The sequence below is a fragment of the Streptomyces ochraceiscleroticus genome, from assembly GCF_000720485.1.
In the GTDB taxonomy this organism is placed as follows: domain Bacteria; phylum Actinomycetota; class Actinomycetes; order Streptomycetales; family Streptomycetaceae; genus Streptomyces; species Streptomyces ochraceiscleroticus.
Genome location: NZ_JOAX01000117.1, coordinates 1 through 307, shown reverse-complemented (window position 1 = coordinate 307; position 307 = coordinate 1). Strand labels below are relative to the sequence as shown.

At 68.7% G+C, this 307-nt stretch carries 1 protein-coding gene; it reads right to left on the bottom strand.

Annotated elements, in window-relative coordinates; translation table 11 throughout:
* The coding region (locus IG84_RS0137455; protein ID WP_281179415.1) for a carbonic anhydrase at positions 1–307 on the bottom strand (307 nt) is incomplete at both ends.

The window sequence follows — 307 nt, the reverse complement described above, 5'->3', positions numbered from 1 at the left end:
GCGCAGTCGTCGCTCCTGGAGGCGGCGTGCGACGCAGGGGTAGGAGCGCAGGTGTTTGAGCTGTGTTTCCAAGTGGCGTTGTGTTGCGGCGCCCTTGCGCGGGGCGGCGGGCCTGGAGTGGTACTCCGCGCGCTGCAGCCAGCGGTTGAACAGCGCCATTCCCGGTGGCTGCTTGTCGGTCACCATGCCTTGTACCGCGTCGCAGCACGAGTGTCCGCAGACGACGATGTTGGGGACCTGCAGTGCGATGACCGCGAATTCCAGGGTGGCGCCGACGCCGCAGTCGGCCTCGGACCTGTGGCGCGGG